Source organism: Trichormus sp. NMC-1 (assembly GCF_001858025.1).
Lineage (GTDB): Bacteria > Cyanobacteriota > Cyanobacteriia > Cyanobacteriales > Nostocaceae > Anabaena.
Map to the genome: position 1 here is coordinate 745,285 of NZ_LZQD01000002.1, position 14,872 is coordinate 760,156.

The 14,872-nt window shown below is 41.9% G+C and carries 15 protein-coding genes; 10 read left to right on the forward strand and 5 right to left on the reverse strand.

Annotated elements, in window-relative coordinates; all coding sequences use genetic code 11:
- Positions 1–23: 23 nt before the first annotated feature.
- The 4 genes from cofG (at position 24) to A9Y75_RS30115 (ending at position 3,658) form a co-directional block, all read left to right on the forward strand.
- Entirely contained in the window at positions 24–983 is a 960-nt protein-coding gene (cofG, locus tag A9Y75_RS09995; RefSeq protein WP_071189413.1) for a 7,8-didemethyl-8-hydroxy-5-deazariboflavin synthase subunit CofG, read from the forward strand.
- 181 nt (positions 984–1,164) lie between these two features.
- Positions 1,165–2,904 (forward strand): GTPase HflX, encoded by a 1,740-nt coding sequence (gene hflX / locus A9Y75_RS10000; protein ID WP_071189414.1) that lies wholly within the window; start codon positions 1,165–1,167, stop codon positions 2,902–2,904.
- A gap of 240 nt (positions 2,905–3,144) precedes the next feature.
- Complete coding sequence (locus tag A9Y75_RS10005) at positions 3,145–3,498, forward strand: hypothetical protein (protein ID WP_071189415.1); 354 nt, start codon at positions 3,145–3,147, stop codon at positions 3,496–3,498.
- 31 nt (positions 3,499–3,529) lie between these two features.
- Entirely contained in the window at positions 3,530–3,658 is a 129-nt protein-coding gene (locus tag A9Y75_RS30115; protein ID WP_269086284.1) for a hypothetical protein, read from the forward strand.
- A gap of 90 nt (positions 3,659–3,748) precedes the next feature.
- Here A9Y75_RS30115 and A9Y75_RS10010 read toward each other — a convergent pair whose 3' ends face one another.
- On the reverse strand, positions 3,749–4,438 hold the full coding sequence (locus A9Y75_RS10010) for a PEP-CTERM sorting domain-containing protein (RefSeq protein WP_071189416.1): 690 nt from the start codon (positions 4,436–4,438) through the stop codon (positions 3,749–3,751).
- A gap of 368 nt (positions 4,439–4,806) precedes the next feature.
- Here A9Y75_RS10010 and grxC point away from each other — a divergent pair, with 368 nt between their 5' ends.
- Complete coding sequence (grxC, locus tag A9Y75_RS10015) at positions 4,807–5,076, forward strand: glutaredoxin 3 (protein ID WP_071189417.1); 270 nt, start codon at positions 4,807–4,809, stop codon at positions 5,074–5,076.
- A 107-nt stretch (positions 5,077–5,183) separates the two neighbouring features.
- Positions 5,184–6,173 (forward strand): glutathione synthase, encoded by a 990-nt coding sequence (gshB, locus tag A9Y75_RS10020; RefSeq protein WP_071189418.1) that lies wholly within the window; start codon positions 5,184–5,186, stop codon positions 6,171–6,173.
- 404 nt (positions 6,174–6,577) lie between these two features.
- On the opposite strand, the gene ftsZ is transcribed toward gshB, so the two are convergent.
- The 3 genes from ftsZ to A9Y75_RS10040 all read right to left on the reverse strand — a co-directional run bounded on the left by ftsZ (position 6,578) and on the right by A9Y75_RS10040 (position 10,363).
- Positions 6,578–7,864 (reverse strand): cell division protein FtsZ, encoded by a 1,287-nt coding sequence (gene ftsZ / locus A9Y75_RS10025; protein ID WP_071189419.1) that lies wholly within the window; start codon positions 7,862–7,864, stop codon positions 6,578–6,580.
- Positions 7,865–8,859: 995 nt separating this feature from the next.
- Positions 8,860–9,777, reverse strand: coding sequence for an FtsQ-type POTRA domain-containing protein (locus tag A9Y75_RS10035; RefSeq protein ID WP_071189421.1), 918 nt, complete (start codon positions 9,775–9,777; stop codon positions 8,860–8,862).
- Positions 9,778–9,997: 220 nt separating this feature from the next.
- Complete coding sequence (locus tag A9Y75_RS10040) at positions 9,998–10,363, reverse strand: hypothetical protein (RefSeq protein WP_071189422.1); 366 nt, start codon at positions 10,361–10,363, stop codon at positions 9,998–10,000.
- 442 nt (positions 10,364–10,805) lie between these two features.
- Here A9Y75_RS10040 and A9Y75_RS10045 point away from each other — a divergent pair, with 442 nt between their 5' ends.
- Positions 10,806–11,639: a photosystem II manganese-stabilizing polypeptide gene (locus A9Y75_RS10045; protein WP_071189423.1), complete on the forward strand. Its 834-nt coding sequence runs from the start codon at positions 10,806–10,808 to the stop codon at positions 11,637–11,639.
- A gap of 649 nt (positions 11,640–12,288) precedes the next feature.
- Positions 12,289–13,065 (forward strand): RNA polymerase sigma factor SigF, encoded by a 777-nt coding sequence (locus A9Y75_RS10050; RefSeq protein WP_071189424.1) that lies wholly within the window; start codon positions 12,289–12,291, stop codon positions 13,063–13,065.
- 129 nt (positions 13,066–13,194) lie between these two features.
- Here the strand turns inward: A9Y75_RS10050 and A9Y75_RS28385 are convergent, their stop codons facing one another.
- Positions 13,195–13,341 carry a hypothetical protein gene (locus A9Y75_RS28385; protein WP_177176143.1) on the reverse strand — a complete coding sequence of 49 codons (147 nt, stop codon included), beginning with the start codon at positions 13,339–13,341 and terminating at the stop codon, positions 13,195–13,197.
- 199 nt (positions 13,342–13,540) lie between these two features.
- On the opposite strand from A9Y75_RS28385, the gene A9Y75_RS10055 reads away from it, so the two are divergent.
- Entirely contained in the window at positions 13,541–14,464 is a 924-nt protein-coding gene (locus tag A9Y75_RS10055) for a hypothetical protein (protein ID WP_343232397.1), read from the forward strand.
- A 110-nt stretch (positions 14,465–14,574) separates the two neighbouring features.
- Positions 14,575–14,856 (forward strand): hypothetical protein, encoded by a 282-nt coding sequence (locus tag A9Y75_RS10060; RefSeq protein ID WP_236721367.1) that lies wholly within the window; start codon positions 14,575–14,577, stop codon positions 14,854–14,856.
- The last annotated feature ends 16 nt before the right edge of the window (positions 14,857–14,872 follow it).

Below are 14,872 nucleotides of genomic sequence, written 5' to 3' on the forward strand. Positions count from 1 at the left end.
AGCAAACCCTATATATATGTCCTATGTTCTCATTTAGTCAAAATCAAAATATTGTTACATATAGCCCTGCTTACACCATCGTCCCGACTTATGAATGCTTTAACCGCTGTTCCTACTGCAATTTCCGCACAGATCCCGGTCAAGATCCCTGGTTGACTCTGGCAGAAGCCAAGAGTATTTTACAACAACTGCAAAGTCAGAATGTCTGTGAAATCCTCATCCTCAGTGGGGAAGTTCATCCGCATTCACCAAGGCGTTCGGCGTGGTTACAGCGAATTTATGATTTGTGTGCATTAGCAATAGAGATGGGATTTTTACCACATACCAACGTCGGTCCCCTCAGTTTTGAGGAAATGCGAAAGCTGAAAAATGTAAATGTGTCGATGGGGTTGATGTTGGAACAGTTAACACCACAATTACTAAATACAGTGCATCGCCACGCGCCTAGTAAAATACCAGAAGTCAGGCTGCAACAATTAAAATGGGCAGGAGAGTTGCAAATTCCTTTTACTACTGGACTGCTTTTGGGAATAGGCGAAACTGAAAATGATTGGTGGGAAACTTTAGCCGCTATCTCAGATTTGCATCAACGCTACCAGCATATACAAGAAGTGATCATGCAACCCCACAGTCCGGGAAGTCAGCAAAGCTTTGATGCATCGCCTTTTGACCCTCATCAATTACCCGAAGTCATCGCCAAAGCCAGGCAGATTTTACCAAGAGATATTACAATTCAAATTCCGCCCAATTTAATTCAAGATCAAGAATGGTTACTTGCTTGTATAGCTGCGGGTGCGAGGGATTTGGGGGGAATAAGTCCTAAAGATGAAGTGAATCCTGATTATCCTCATTTGCAAGAACAGGCATTGAGAGAAATTTTACAGCTTGGGGGATGGGAGTTAGTACCAAGGTTGCCAGTATATCCTCAGTTTGCAAGTTGGTTGAGTGATCAGCTTTTGTGCGATCGCATTAGCATTAGTTAGCTTTTTTGTATCGGTTAGGCAAAAAACTTGCAGGTGTACTCATCGCTGTTAAATACATGATTTTTACAAAACGCAAAAGCATCTGCCAACAGATAGACCTGACAACTCACTCTCTGTTGTAAAATAGACAATAGAGCAATAGAACGATTAGGGGGGGCCAGTTCACTGGTCATAAACGTCTATAGAGACCATCTTCGGTAATCTCCAAGGTTTAAAGTCCAGCCAGCTGAAACAACTACAGCGGCTGTACCACCAGCGCATATCGGGCAATCTCATCACAACATCGGAGTTCGCCCAGCGTCTGGCCGCCATTAGTACGGAACTAAATCAGCCTGTATGTGCCTACCTCAACCGTCGCGGACAAGTGATTCGGGTGGGGGTAGGCAGTCCACGTCAAACTCAAATTCCACCTCTAGAACTACCCCGTTACGGTGCAGAACGTCTGAGTGGGATTCGTTGTATAGCTACCCATCTCAAGCCAGAACCACCAAATGAAGCGGCATTAACCGCCATGGCACTACAACGCTTAGATGCTTTGGTAGTATTAAACATTACTGGATCGGGATTTACCCGACGAGGCGGTGGTGCGACAGGTTACGTCAAAGAAGCTTATTTGGCACATTTAGTAGCCAATAATAGCAAACAGTTAGTTTTAACTCAGTCTTCGGGAATCACTACCCCAGACGCAACTCTATATTCCAGCGTGTCGCCACCTCAGAGTTTAGATGCGATCGCAGAACAGGACTTTCTGGACTTAGTGGAAGGTCTAGAAGAAGAATTCCGCCGGGAATATATTGCTCAAGAAGTAGGCGCTGACAATGATCGTGTGGTCATTGTCGGGGTAATAACGGATAGCACCACTCCTCAACAATTCCAAGACACCATAGCAGAATTGGTGCGGTTAGTGGATACAGCCGGGGGAGATGTATTGCAGATACTCCAACAAAAGCGATCGCGCATTCATCCCCAAACCGTCATTGGTGAAGGTAAAGTTCAAGAAGTTGCCCTCACAGCCCAAACCTTGGGAGCCAATCTTGTCGTCTTTGACCGAGACCTCTCACCCGCTCAAGTCCGCAACCTAGAAGCACAAATTGGGGTCAGAGTAGTTGACCGTACAGAAGTTATATTAGATATCTTTGCTCAACGCGCCCAATCAGGTGCGGGGAAATTACAAGTCGAACTGGCACAGTTAGAATATATGATGCCACGACTCACAGGTCGAGGTCGTACCATGTCCCGACTAGGGGGCGGTATTGGGACTCGCGGGCCTGGTGAAACAAAACTGGAAACTGAACGCCGAGCAATTCAGCAGCGAATTTCCCGACTACAACATGAAGTCAACCAGTTGCAAGCTCATCGCTCACGCTTACGTCAACGAAGACAACATCGTGAAGTTCCTTCAGTGGCCTTGGTGGGTTATACCAACGCGGGTAAGTCTACCTTACTCAACGCCCTCACTAACGCTGAAGTTTACACAGCCGACCAACTGTTTGCCACACTCGACCCCACCACACGTCGCTTGGTCATTCCTCATGCAGATACTAATGAACTTCAGGAAACTTTACTAACAGATACGGTGGGGTTTATTCATGAGTTACCTCCCTCCTTAATGGATGCCTTTCGCGCCACTTTGGAGGAAGTCACAGAAGCTGATGCTCTACTACATTTGGTAGATTTGTCCCATCCTGCTTGGTTGAGTCATATTCGCTCAGTTAGGGATATTCTTGCCCAAATGCCTATTGCTCCTGGCCCTGCCTTGGTAGCTTTTAACAAAATTGATCAAGTGAGCAGCGAAACACTGGCTTTAGCTAAAGAAGAATTTCCCTTAGCCGTGTTTATCTGCGCTAGTCAGCGTTTAGGTTTAGAAACTCTACGCTATCGTCTGTCTCAGTTGATCGAATATGCTGTTGATGGTGGGTAAATAAGCTAATCATCATTCATTTTTCCAGGATGATTCGCTTGTAGGAAGGCAAATGATGCCCTCTGATAAACCTCTCCCCGCAACGGGGAGAGCCTTAAAATTTTGGATTTTTGATGGGTTTCATGTCTATTCCTTGCACCTGATTCACCTTTTTTACCCCTGAATCCCTTGATTTATCTTGGTTTTACATTTATATGGCTTACGCCACGCTGCGCTATCAGCAAGCCCTAATTAGTAGTTATGATTACGCCATTTGTGCAACAATCACAAAATTCTCTTTCCTCACCGCAATATCACCTCCGCAAGAAGAGGATAAAAAATAATAATGATTTGTGTGCATTAGCAATAGAGATGGGATTTTTACCACATACCAACGTCGGTCCCCTCAGTTTTGAGGAAATGCGAAAGCTGAAAAAGCGCTATCAGCAAGCCCTAATTAATCATCATTCATTTTTCCAGGATGATTCGCTTGTAGGAAGGCAAATGATGCCCTCTGATAAACCTCTCCCCGCAACGGGGAGAGCCTTAAAATTTTGGATTTTTGATGGGTTTCATGTCTATTCCTTGCACCTGATTCACCTTTTTTACCCCTGAATCCCTTGATTTATCTTGGTTTTACATTTATATGGCTTACGCCACGCTGCGCTATCAGCAAGCCCTAATTAGTAGTTATGATTACGCCATTTGTGCAACAATCACAAAATTCTCTTTCCTCACCGCAATATCACCTCCGCAAGAAGAGGATAAAAAATAATAAGCCGCAACAGGTATCACTCTGTAACGACTGGAAAGTTTTAGGCTAAGTACAAGTTTTAATCTCGCGTGTGTGAAATATTTTGGAGTATTAGTTAGCAAAGGTGCGGCGACGACGAACCATTACCATGCCACTGGCGACTAAACCAAGACCTACCAAAGAGGCTGGTTCGGGAACTCTAGCAGGAGGAGGTGCAGGAGGAGTGTAGAGATTTACGTAGCTATCACTTCCACCATCTCCAGTTCCATTTATTGGCAAACTACCAACGTGGAGACCTACCTTTAAGCTACCATTGTTTAGGGCTGCCAAAATATTATCATAGACACCAGTAAACTTAACACCCAATTGTTCGCCTACTTGTACTGATTTGTTGTTTCCTCCGGTTGTTCCGCCGCCAAAAGTTGTTCCATCCCATCCTGAGATCTTATTGCTTTGGGATAAATTTTGAGTATTTGCGGCAAAATTAACATTACCAACGTTACCAACGTTTAGCTGCATACCAGATAGAAGACCAGACACTGTAGGGTCAACGCTGAAAGCAAATTGCTTAATGGCATTTTGACCAGAAGTATTGTTTAAGAATTTGAACAGAACTGTACCGTCATTATTATTGGTGAAATTAAAAGATAAGCCTGAGGCAAAAGCATCACCAACTGTGTCACCAGATTCGATGTTACCAAAACCAAAGTTAGTAGTAGTGGCGGAAGCTGGCATAGCTATTGCCGCGATGGTGATTCCGGTAACGGCTGCAAGTGCTGTAGCAATGGATGCTAATTTCATAAATGTAAATCTCTAAGTGTAAATTTTTTTTAAGTGTTTCTATACTATCAATAGTACAAGGACTAAATTAAGAATGTAAATTGGGTTACGGTTTAATTCATATTATCTTCATCTTATAGATAATTACAGTGAATTTGGTGTAAAGATATAAAGATTTTATACATAACGTGAATTTGCTGACTGGTGTCAGGGACACTACGCAGATACACACTACCCAGTTCAAAATAAATTTTGCTAACTTTAGCTTTAAAGTGCCAACTTTTCATCAGCTTCCTTTCCTACAGAACGCTACCGCGAACTGCTAAGTGACAGGTTCCTTGCTGTTTAAGCTAAAATTGAACAGTATTTTGATCTAAGTTAAAAATATTATGACTGCAAAAGTAGAAATTTACACTTGGAGTACTTGCCCATTTTGCATCCGTGCTAAAAGCTTGCTGAAGAACAAAGAAGTTGATTTCATCGAATACAGCATTGATGGAGATGAAAACGCACGGAATAAAATGGCTCAAAGGGCAAATGGTAGACGCTCTCTGCCACAAATTTTTATCAATGATGATCATATTGGTGGTTGTGACGATATTCACGCTTTAGACAGTCAAGGCAAGTTAGATGAACTGCTCGCTGCTGATAGCATTTAAAGCAAATCCACAGAAGTAATCTCAGGGACTAGAAGTTTAGCTTCTACGTCAATCAGTGAGATCATCTAAATTGACCCATTACATTCTTGGTGATTGAGGTAAAGAGGGTGAAACTGGCTTTTATTATAGATCCCATCCATCAGCTTGATCCATGCCATGACACAAGTGTTGCTCTCATGGAAGCCGCGCAAATTTTAGGTCATGAAGTTTGGATAACTCAAGCTAACCTACTGAATGTTGTGGATAGCAAAGCTTGGGCTGTGCTACAGCAGGTAGAACTTGTACCAGTGAAGTTGGTAGGGGGACGTTGGATAGCAGCAAATCCTTGGTATAAGTTAAGTTCTAGGGTCTTAACTTCCTTAGAATCAATGGATGCTGTATTTATGCGGACAGATCCACCCGTCAACGATTCCTACCTGTATGCGACTTACATTTTGGATTACGTTGACCCAAATAAAACCCTGGTGATTAACAGTCCTAGTGGTATCCGAAGTGCAAATGAGAAAATGTATGCCCTTCAGTTCACCGAATGCATTCCTGAAACGATTGTCAGTGCTGACAAGGAAGTTATCCGCTCCTTTGTGGAAGCCAAGGGAGCAACTGTTCTCAAACCACTAGGTAACAAAGCTGGGGAGGGGATTTTATTTTTGCAATCAGGCGATCGCAATTTCAATTCTATCGTCGAACTTAGTACTCTCCAAGGTCGAGTACCTGTGATGGTACAAAACTATTTACCAGCAGCTAAAGAGGGAGACAAGCGGATTATTTTGCTCAATGGTGAACCTATTGGGGCGCTCAATCGCCTTTCCAATGGCAGTGATTTTCGCAATAATATGGCCACAGGCGGTACTGTGGCTCAAACCCAAATTACCCCCTCAGAGCAGAAAATTTGCGCCGTTTTAGCCGACCAACTCCGTCAAGATGGTTTAATTTTTGTCGGTATTGACGTGATTGGTGGCTACTTGACGGAAGTAAACGTTACCAGTCCCACGGGAATTCGTGAGATTGACCGTTTAGATGGAACACATCTTGGTCATCAGGTTATTGAATGGGTTGAGCAGAAGCTAAACAACCCAAGTTATGCAGTTTCTAGTTGAGGCAGGGAAAAAGGTAATTGGTAATTGGTAAACTACTGACCAGGAATTTTAGATTTTAGATTTTAGATTTTAGATTAAAAAAAATTTGGTATAGGTTCCCCGTCCTCTACTGACGGCAAAATACTCGCTGCGCTGCGTACGCTTCGCTAACGTAAATCCCAAATCCAAAATTTTCAAGCTCTACACTTGAAGGTGGAGTCAATCCAAAATCCAAAATCGTAAATCCAAAATCGAGTGACCAGTCGCCTTTGCCCTAACAAGCAACTACCGATAAAATTTTGGGGTAGCAACCGTATTGCTGACCCCTCCTTGGTGAAATAAACCCTAAAACTAGCAAATTGTATACAGCACTCAACCGCAACTGAGACTGCAAATTTAATCTAAAATCTCAAATCCACAATCAGTTAATTTTTGGGTGGTGTGCGTCGTCGTTGGAGAAAATCAGGAATATCTAATGCGGGTTTCTCTTTAGGCTCTGGAATTGGGTTGGGTTGATTAACAGTTGGTTGTGGTGTAGGTTTTCTAGTATTGGTGGGAGTGACTATTCTTGTATTAACCACATTTTGTTGTGGTGCCACCTGGATTTCGCCTGTAAACCCAGTCGCAATCACAGTAATTCTGACTTCTCCTTGCAGTCTGTCATCAATTACTGCGCCAAAAATAATATTAGCGTTGGGATCAACTACTTCATAGATGGTTTCAGCAGCCGCATTGACTTCATGTAAAGTCAGGTCACTTCCCCCAGTGATATTGAAGACAACTCCTCTAGCTCCTTCTATAGAACATTCTAACAAAGGTGAAGAAATGGCGGCGATCGCAGCTTCTCTAGCTCTAGATTTGCCAGAACTCACACCAATGCCCATCAATGCTGATCCTGCATCTGCCATAACTGCTCGCACATCGGCAAAGTCAACGTTGACTAACCCAGGAATCGTAATGATATCAGAAATACCTTGTACCCCTTGACGCAACACATCATCAGCATAGCGAAAAGCTTCTTGTACAGGCGTTTGTTCAGGAATCACCTCCAACAGCTTATTATTGGGAATAATTATCAGGGTATCCACCCGACTTTTCAAGCCTTCAATTCCTTGCTCGGCTTGGCTAGTGCGTCGCCGTCCCTCGAATACAAATGGACGTGTTACCACACCGACAGTAAGAGCGCCCATTTCTTTCGCCACTTCTGCCACAATTGGTGCTGCACCCGTACCAGTTCCACCGCCCATACCAGCGGTGATAAACACTAGGTCTGCACCTTCTAAAGCCGTAGCAATCTCATCACGAGATTCCTCTGCTGCCTTTTGACCAATAGCAGGATTACCTCCTGCACCTAAACCCCTTGTTAGTTTCTGTCCAATTTGCAACCGACTAGGAGCGCCAGCTAAGGTAAGAGCTTGGGCATCGGTGTTAATTGACCAAAATTCCACCCCAGAGACATCAGACTCTATCATGCGGTTAACAGCATTGCCACCGCCACCACCGACACCAATCACTTTAATGTTGGCGACTCGTCCGGGAACAATTTCACCAATGCGGCTATTTTCAGTAATTTTCTTACTATCGTGATTTTGTCCGTAGTTCAACCCAGAACTATTAAAGGGATTGTTGGCGTTAACTGCTAAAGAGAAACCTGGCTGTCCGACAGATTGCGAATTTTTATAGGTAAGCTCTTGGTTATTATCGAGTGTCATTGGATTTTTGAAAGGTAGATAAACGACTTTTTCCGGTGTTATTCACCTAAGAGTCAACTATAGTTTGACCATGCCATAGATTGTGGCAGTGTTTTTTATTGTTCTCAACACGAACAACCCTAACCGGATTGGACGTGCGATAATTAGCTATGAGATAAGCTTTAAACATAGGCTATCGCACCACTAAATTCTAGAGAAGTATACTTATTTTGTCCGACAATTGGTCTATACAAATTGATCTAGACATCAATGTCTTCAATGATATGTTGCTAATCTGTCCCGGTATGCTTTTGGTATGCCCAATATCCTTCCCCTATTTTTGCTAAAAGTTTTATTTTGTGAGCATTTTTACAACTATCGTCGATCCTTCCGTATCATTTACTAGAAAATATCTTAAATAATTGTATAATTTGAACTCTTTATAGTGTAAAATACCTTTAAAATCCACTCTGTTTAATTTTGGAGTTGATTCCCCTAAAGAGTTTAAAGTAGTTCTTATACACCTTAGCAGAGTAAAAGCAACTCCACACCCCGAATTTTCACAAGACGATAGAACTTGTAAAAATGCTTTGCGGACAATCTTCTCTGCGTTAATCACATAATCAATAGATTTCACCATTAGAGATGGTTGCAGCTTTAGACACAAACCTTGCTTAATCAGTAGCGGTCATCAACCAGGAGAGCCAGATACGCTCTGCTACTCAAGAGAAGTTACGGCACAGAAAAGTCTGAACTCATGTCACAGGAGCAACACATACAGAAATTCAGGCGGTATTTCCCCCCGACCGCCTTTAATTTCGAGAAACCCGATGTTAGGCTAACAACTGAGTATCTGTTCATCTCAAATGAGTTTCTATCATTTATCCTGTCATTTTAATAAAACTTAATGCTAATTTTTGTTTTGGTGGCGAAAACACTACAATTAACTCATATCTTGATCACTAGAAAACTTGTTTATTTCCCAAGGCTGGTTGAAGCAAACAGATCTAATGTTCTTAGGGGTCTTGAGACTTAATATTGGTTTTTTGGTTCACTTGTACTGATGGAAAATCGGGATTTTTGAGATCAATATACTCTATTTGACCAGGATTAAATTTTGCAGGTAAATGTCGCATTTGCACAAGTAGCTTGATCTGATCAGGTAATTGGGTACTAGGTACGCCGAGATGCACATTTCCTAGTTCTGTTTTCAAAATCAAATTGGTGGGATTTTGGTAATCAATTTCCGTGACTTTTACAGAACTTTGGCTGAGAGCTTGATAAAGTTGAGTCCAGTAGGGGCGGTACTGTTGTGGTGAGCCAATAACTTTGAGACTAGGTAGTTTGCCAGTGGGATTAAGTGAAGTGTATTTTGCTAAAGGCATCCAAACCCCATAAGCATCTATTAAGCCCCAATTATCCTGTTTGTTGGCAGTACTGGTATTTCGTAGACAGTTCTGTGGCTGTTCTCCAGGAGACTTTTCGGAGGATTGAGGGTTACTGCTACAATCAATCGTTTTTTGCTGTTTGCTCGTTTGTGCTATTGCTACTGGTAGTCGTTGTTGAATTTCGATAATTAACCCAGGAGGAAACAAACGCCGACTGACGGTGGCTTGAGCAATAGTTGGTTGTTGCTGCAAAGATTGTGCGATCGCATTTGGTTTGATCCGCCACAAAGACTGAGGATAGGATAACACCAACAGTGACCGAATAGTTCGCTCTGAAAATTGCTGGTTGCCCGATCTCATCACTATTTGTGCAGGAGCCTTTAGTACCCACATTGGTTGGATTATTGCCCATACTAATCCGCTTGCCAGACCACAAGCTGCAAAAGTTCGCCAAATAGTCTGAATAATTTTTATTTGCCGTTGCTGACGTAATTTCTTACGACGGTGGGCTAAATCCCTGCGGGAAACTGAGATCATGCCAGCCATTCAAACTCCTTTTTGGTTTTAGTCTAATTCATTAGATACATTCTTCTGATCAATTAATTTATCAGAAAGATACCTAAAAACCTTTGAGAATATGGCAAGCTCAGGTAACTATCTTGAACCCAAAGGAGATTAGAAAATGGCATCAACCTCAAGCACTGACTTGAGAGTTGATTGCAGAGCTATGAATTTATAAATTTAAAACTCAAAACTATTTCCTAACTTACCATTCCAAGGAGCTATCGCTTGGGAAAACATCATGAGTGTTTTTGGGTGGAGTATTTTCGGGAATAGCTTCTACTGGCAAATTCACCAAAAAGGCTTTGAGTCGCATCCGTTCAATATAAGGCCAACCACCCTCAGACTGAATATCTTTCAGCAGTGAGTAGAGTCTCTGACGGTTATCAGGTAAGCTATCTTGAAACATTCCATCTCGAATATCTCTATGTAATTGCTCTAACTGTCGCAGCAGAGCCAGTAGAGCTATCACATCACCGTGACAGGTTTTTGCTGCATCGTCTACCGCTGTAGCAATTACTTGTAACTTACTAGAAATTTTCTCTAATTCAGAATTTTTATCGCTGCTCATGTAAATCTCTCCGTGCATACAAGGTAAACTCAAATTTACCGAAGATTGTGATTTTTTAATTGTTTATAGAGGGTTTTAGCTTTACCTATCTCCGCTAAATACAGCTTTCTTGAGTGCTTTCGTTAGGTTAAACTAAAGCCCAATCGAGATGGGAAAGGTAATTGCGATGCCTCCAGAGAAGAGATCGCTTCTAAAACAGAGGAGGTAAGTGTAACACAGCCTCTAGTGAAGCTAACTGGGATCAACAAGTTCTTATTTCCAACTGGAGTGCTTTGATTTTGAGTTAAGAAAAATCGTATGATCTGATCCAGAAATTGAGAAGAATTCTGTAGCTTGCTTCCCGGCAGCGGTTCCTGAACTGCTGATAGCGTGGCGTTAGCCATACTCCTGTATTCTTTTTGTAGACAACTTTAGATATTAATTTTTGACATTGAGGTTGACCATGAGGTATCGCGCTTTAATTGTGGCTTTCTTGGCTTTATGTTTAGGGCTAATCACTGCTTGTAGTGATGCTCCCGCTTCGAGTGGTAAAGATCTACTTACCTACGAACAAATTCGAGGTACTGGCTTGGCTAACAAATGTCCTCAACTGACAGAAACAAGCCGTGGTTCCATTGGACTGGATGGCAGCCAGTCCTACACCATCAAAGAGCTTTGCTTAGAACCAACAAATTTCTTTGTCAAAGAAGAACCCGCTAACAAACGCCTAGAGGCAGAATTCGTTCCTGGTCGCTTATTGACTAGGTACACATCTACCATTGACCAAGTACAAGGCAACCTAAAAATCAATTCCGACAATAGCTTGACCTTTGTAGAATCAGACGGTCTTGACTTCCAAGCCATCACTGTTAAACTTCCTGGTGGTGAACTAGTTCCTTTCCTGTTTACCATTAAAAACTTGGTTGCTCAAACACAACCAAATTCGACCAGTATTAACACTTCTACCGACTTTGAAGGTACTTTTAAGGTTCCTTCCTATCGTGGTGCTGCTTTCCTAGATCCTAAAGGTCGTGGTGTGGTTTCTGGTTACGATAATGCTGTGGCTCTTCCCGCTCAAGCGGATGATGAAGAATTAACTCGTACTAACGTTAAACGTGCAGAAATCCTAAGTGGCAAAATTTCTTTACGAGTAGCTAAAGTAGATAGCGCTAGTGGCGAAATAGCTGGTACGTTCGAGAGTGAACAGCCATCGGACACAGATTTAGGTGCTGGTGAGCCTAAAGAAGTGAAGATTCGCGGTTTATTCTACGGTCGTGTTGAAGGTAATCGCGTCTAAATCCTCTTGTTGACAAGATTGCTATCGTGCGGGATATCGGTTTTCCCCGTATTGTCCGACTGAAGTAAATGTATTAGTTAATCAGATGCCTCCTGTTTTTTCAGGGAGCATCTGGTTTTTTTTCAGGGGGCTGGTAACAGTTGTCTTATGCCCAATCTCGTTTATTCACTGAGAAAATAAACGTAAATTATATTTTTTATGTAAAGATTATGTGAATTTAAGAAAATTAAATACGCAATATCACTAATGGGCAACTTTTACAGACCGAAAACAAGAAAGAATACTCTGATCAAATACTTATAAGTAAACCTCATATTGAATTTGTTAAATTAAGTACGATCTCCGTTTGACATTCGAGCGGTAATTGTATATTTTGATTCTATGGTAATTGTTTTATAAGCTACAACATAGACCAGACTCGTTTGAATAAAAAACAAACATATCAATTTCGCTAAAAATTAGGCTGGACTCTGAATCTACTGATGGAATGCTTTTTAGCAAAAAGTTCTGACTGCCATAGGGTTTTGTGGGTTCGGCAAGAACGATTTTAGTCTAGTTCCCGGTGCGATAGATGCACTCATCGCAGGCATCGGAGCGCAATTGAACAGCGATTACTCAACTCAATTATTTGCTTAATACCCAATGTGCCATGCATACTACAGCCACAAACGAACTAAAACATAAGATTTCCCTGTTATTGCGAGAGTATGAGCAAAATCCCTCAGAACGCATTCGCAATCAACTAGTGAAACTAAATTTTGGATTAGTGAGAAAAGAAGCTCACTACTGGATCAATCAATGCAATGAAGGCTATGACGATTTGATCCAGGTAGGCTGCTTAGGTTTAATTAGAGCGATTGAAAGATTTGAACTTTCTAAAGGACACGCCTTTAGTTCTTATGCAATGCCATATATTCGCGGGGAAATTCAACACTATTTGCGAGATAAAGGTGTGACTATGCGAATACCCCGACGGTGGTTGGCACTGCAACAGCAAGCCATCGGAGTTTCCCGTTCTTTGCGCGAAAAATATAACCGCCAACCAACTGATTCAGAATTAGCCGCAGCACTAGAAATTTCTGTGAGTGAATGGCAAGAGATTAAATTAGCATGGGTCAACCGCTCTCCTCTGAGTTTGGATGTACCAATACAAGATGGAGAAGAAGGGGCTACTTCTTTGGGTGAATTGGTTCCTGATCCTCATTACCGCAGCTTTCAACTAGCTCAAGAAGACCAAATGCGTCTGCAACAAGCATTAGTCCAGCTAGAGAACCGCACCCGCGAAGTTTTAGAATGCGTATTTTTGCAGGATTTGACACAGAAGCAAGTGGCAGCACATTTGGGTATTAGCGTGGTTACGGTGTCTCGTAGAGTCAAAAAAGGACTGGATTTATTGAAAAATCTGATGGGTGCAGCAGAAGATTAACAAATCAAAATTCACATCAAAATTCAAATCAAAATTCAAATCAAATTTTTGCTTATTCGCAGCAGGTTCCCATAGTGAAGAGGGTTGTATCAATTCACTTAATTAAAACTACATATAGCAGATTGCAGATCAATGAGGTACACAATCAAAATTGAAACCTAGACAGCAAGCCAGTTTTACTCCTGACTCCTGTACGGGCGTATTGCAATACGCCCCTACTCCTGACTCCTGAATTCTGCTGTATGAATCTCCTTCCACGTAAGAGCGTCTGTCCATTTGTATCCACCTTAAAGTGAAACGTTATTATGGGTACTGCTGCCGTAAAGGATACATTCGCAGATTCAAACTCTTGAATTTCCGATCAACTAACTCAAACTGTAGTTATGCTGGACTGACAGTGTTAAAAAGAACCCTAAAAGTGTAAAAATGTAGGCTATAAAGAAAACAGACTTCGCCTTTAATACCAATTTTGGGCGTGCTGATTTCCACAAGTAAACGTTCCTATAGCTTTCGAGAACAGCTAATGGGTATAAAATCACAAATTACAGCTACAGCTATTTTCATGTTGGCGATCGCTGGATGTAGTTCAGGAAACACTCCAGAAGCTACTAATACTCCTAGCCCTGTGCCTACTCCCCAAGTAGCAGCCCAGAAACCACCAACAAATCCAACTTTTCCAAATCCTGTAGTGCCACCTAGTGCTACTCGACCTGTTGCTTTAATTAATAATGGCATCATTCAATCGACTAACGGCGATTTGCAACCGGGTCTGATAGCAAAAGGACGACCTGATCCTTTCGGTGAAATTATTAAGCCGACCATTTCCCAAATACCCGGCAATGAAGGTACAAAACTAGAAGTTCCCAAAATACCTCCTCTGCCTACTACAGTCACCAATCCACAACAGACGCAAACGGTACAAAATAGAACTCCAATCAAACCCACAAATCCAGCGTTGGTCAAAAATGGCAATCTTAATCCAAAAGTAACTGCCACTCTACCTAAGCCCAAACCTAAACCTCAACTAAATTCACCGCTGCCTAAGGTTTTACCCCAAATTGTCGCCAACCAACCTATAAAGCCTTTATTACCACCACAACCACAACCTGAAGCGGCCAAAGCAGTTTTAGTGAGTGGTGTAGTTTTAATTGGGAGACAACCCCAGGCAATTATCAAAGTACCTGAGGAAAAAACCAGTCGCTATGTACAAGCGGGGCAATTATTAGGTAATGGCGTTTTGATTAAACGGATTGAAATGAACAGAGGTTCAAACCCTATTGTAATTTTGGAACAATATGGTATTGAAGTAGGTAAAGCAGTAGGTGAAAAACCTGTTAACTCTCAGCCCTCAACAACTGCTTCCGCTGGCGATCCTATTTCGATGCTAACACCGCTTTAAAATTTTGTGATACTCTCAAACATAACTGTGATTTGAAGGCGGCTATCAATCGTTTAGATATAGTTTGGGAGTGCTTTCAAGGATTGAGAAAAAACAGGAAATAAAGTTTAATGACCGGAGATTTCCGGTTTTATATTAGTTGTATGGAGCAGATTAAAGAAAAAGTTGAATTCCCAAATTTACCTTTGGCTGTATATCGAGAGATAGCGGCTCATTTGCGTCAAGTAGAAGGAATAGAGGTGGATTTAATTTCCCAGACTTCTTCGCAGTTTGATTATAGTCAAAGTCAAGTTGATGGTTTGCAGATTTCCTGGACAGCAAATGCTAAGGGAGAAAACCGACAGAGAGTCAAACAAATTTTGGCTTACTATCAAAATCGGTATGGTGTTTGATTTTTTCAGCTTTTTG